General features: G+C 56.5%; 1 pseudogene. It reads left to right on the top strand.

The window, feature by feature from the left end:
- Positions 1-2,882: pseudogene (locus CHU92_RS15795) on the top strand (hypothetical protein); the annotation flags it as partial.

The following is a 2,882-nucleotide window of genomic DNA, read 5'->3' as shown; positions in this document are numbered from 1 at the left end:
CCCCGGCCAGTTATTCCATCACTTACGCCTATATCGTTGTGTGATGATACTGGCGCTGTGGGTACGGAGTCTTTCAACCTGAGCAGCAGGCTTGTTGAGATTACGGCTTTGGATCCGGGCCTTACGGTAAGTTTTCATGCTACCCAGCCAGATGCTGATGTGGGTATTAACGCTATAGCCACCCCGGGTTCTTATATAAGCGGCACGGGCCAGGTTTGGGTTCGTGTTGTAGATGGCAACGGCTGTTACAACACCGCCCCGCTGAGCCTTGAGGTAAAGCCTTTGCCTGTGATCAATAATAACCTTCCGGCTTATGGGGAGTGCGAGACGGCCCCCGGAGAGTCGGTATTTACCCTTACGGATATCGACGCGCAGGTGACCTTAGGCGCAGCAGGCCTTGATGTAAAATATTACGAGACACTTGCATCGGCCCTTTCCGGAGGCCCTAATAATATAGCGGGCCCATACACATCGGGTTCGCGTACGGTCTATGTACGGGTAGAGTCTGCCGCTACAGGCTGCTGGGCGGTAACTGAGCTGGATCTGGTAGCCATCCCGCTGCCTCAGGCAGGCACTCCATCGCCGCTGGTAGTGTGTGATGACAATACAGACGGTGTAGCCCTATTCAACCTTACCCCTGCGGGAGTTCAGGCGGTCAACGGTCAGCCGGGCCTTGTGGCCACCTACCACGAGACCCCGGAGAGCGCCCAGGCGGGCGCTAACGCCATTACCACCCCATCAGCCTACAATTCGGTGAGTGATGTAGTGTACATCCGCGTGTCGGATGTAACGGGAGCCGGCTGTTTTGCCGTAACCCAGGTAAGCCTTACGGTAAACCCGCTGCCGCAGCCGGTGCAGATAGGTGCCTATGTATTATGTGACGATGCGGTTGCAGACGGGATTACCCTGTTTGACCTTACCACCAGGAGCAGCCTTATAACCAACAATTCTGCGGGCCAGAGTGTCACCTACTACGCCAGTGAGGCGGACCTCCAGTCAGGTACGGCCATTGCCAGCCCTGCTTCCTGGGCTAACACGGTAGCCGGCGGCCAGCAGGTATACTTCCGCGTTACCAACCAGTTCGGCTGTACGGCTACGGGTTCGTTCGCGGTGCAGGTAAACCCGCTTCCGGTGGTCAACACCGCTCCGGGGACATACTTTGCGTGTGAGGAAGCCCCTGGGCAGGGCCTGTTTGACCTTCCGAGCCGCAATGCCGAGATTACCCTTGGCGCGGCAGGCTACAATGTAAGCTACCATGGCACCCTTGCTGCGGCCCAGTCAGGATCCGGCAGCCTTCCCTCGCCCTACCTGTCGGGCCCGGGCACAGTATATGTCCGTGTAGCGGATGCCACTACAGGCTGCTGGACCACCACGTCCCTTACCCTTAGTGTTATCCCTGCGCCTATAGCCCCTTCGCTGGCACCCCTTACAGTATGTGATGACAACAATGACGGGGTAGTCCCCTTCAATATCAACCTTGCCCTTTCCCAGATAAGCAATGCCCTTTCAAATGTAACCCTTACGGTTCATGAGACCCCTGAGGATGCGGATTTCAATACCAACCCTATCCCTGCGGCGTTGCTGGGCAGCTATACCAACCTGAATGCCAACGGTGCGGCCGTCCCTACCGTTTACATCAGGGTACAGTCCAGCCAGACGTCGTGTTTTGATGTGGTTGCCCTGGAGCTTATAGTACGCCTTTCCCCGGTAGCCACTGAGCCTGAGGCTCTTGAGGTATGCGATACCAATGGGGATGGCCAGGGTCAGTTCAACCTGGACAGCACCCGTTCTGAAGTACTGGGCAGCCTTAGCCCTTTGCTCTACACGGTAAGTTACCATGGTTCAGAAGCTGCGGCCCTTGCCGATACGGCGCCTATAACGGGTTTGCTGAACTATACCAGCCCTTCGGCCACGGTGTATGTACGGGTGGAGGATAACGCCACGGGCTGTTTTGACGTAGTGCCTTTGGAGTTGATAGTAAACCCACTTCCTGTGGCTAACCAGCCTGTGCCTTACACGCTATGCGATGTAAACAGCCCTGGTGATGAGCGCGAGGCCTTTGACCTGACCACAAAAATAGGAGAGATTACCGGCGGGGCGCTTGGGGTGGTAGTAACCTTCCACCAAAGTTTTGCCCAGGCCGATGCCAATACCAATGCCATAGCCAACACCACGGCCTACATCAACCAGGCTACGGTACAGACGCTTTTTGTACGGGTTACCAATACCGCTACGGGCTGCTACCGTATAGTGCTGCTGGATGTACGTGTAGAGCCGCTTCCGGTGCTGGATGTAATCCCGCCACAGGACCGTACAGCCTGTGATGCCGACGGCGACGGCTTTGCCGTGTTCAACCTGGGCGACCTGGAGGATGAATTGATAAATAACGGGGTTAACCTGGAGGTAACTTTCCACGAGACCCGGGAAGATGCCCTTGCCGGCATCAACCCGATACCGAACCCGGACAGTTATACCAACATCATACCTTTTGCACAGACCATTTACGTGAGGGTAGTAAACACGGTTACCGGCTGTTTCAATGTACCGGATATCGACTTCACCCTGATTGTGACCCCTGCGCCACAGCTTCCGGACCTGGAGCTGGACCCGATTGTAGTCTGCGATGAAGACCCGGCCAACAACCAGGACCAGCAGACCCGGGTGGACCTTACCGTCCGGGGGGATGATATAGCAGCTATAATAGGTACGGGCTTCACCATTACCTACTACACCAGCGAGGCCGCTGCGGCTGCCGGGGCTCCCCGTATAGCCACCCCGGCCTCTTACCAGGGTACCGACGGGCAGGTGATATGGGTAAGGATAGAAGACGCTACGGGCTGCTACAACCTCACCAGTTTTGAGTTGGAGATAGGCCGTCCGCT

The organism is Flavobacterium cyanobacteriorum (assembly GCF_002251835.1).
Classification (GTDB): domain Bacteria; phylum Bacteroidota; class Bacteroidia; order Flavobacteriales; family Flavobacteriaceae; genus Flavobacterium; species Flavobacterium cyanobacteriorum.
Note: the sequence above shows the minus strand (reverse complement) of the source record. Positions and strands in the feature narration are given on the sequence as shown.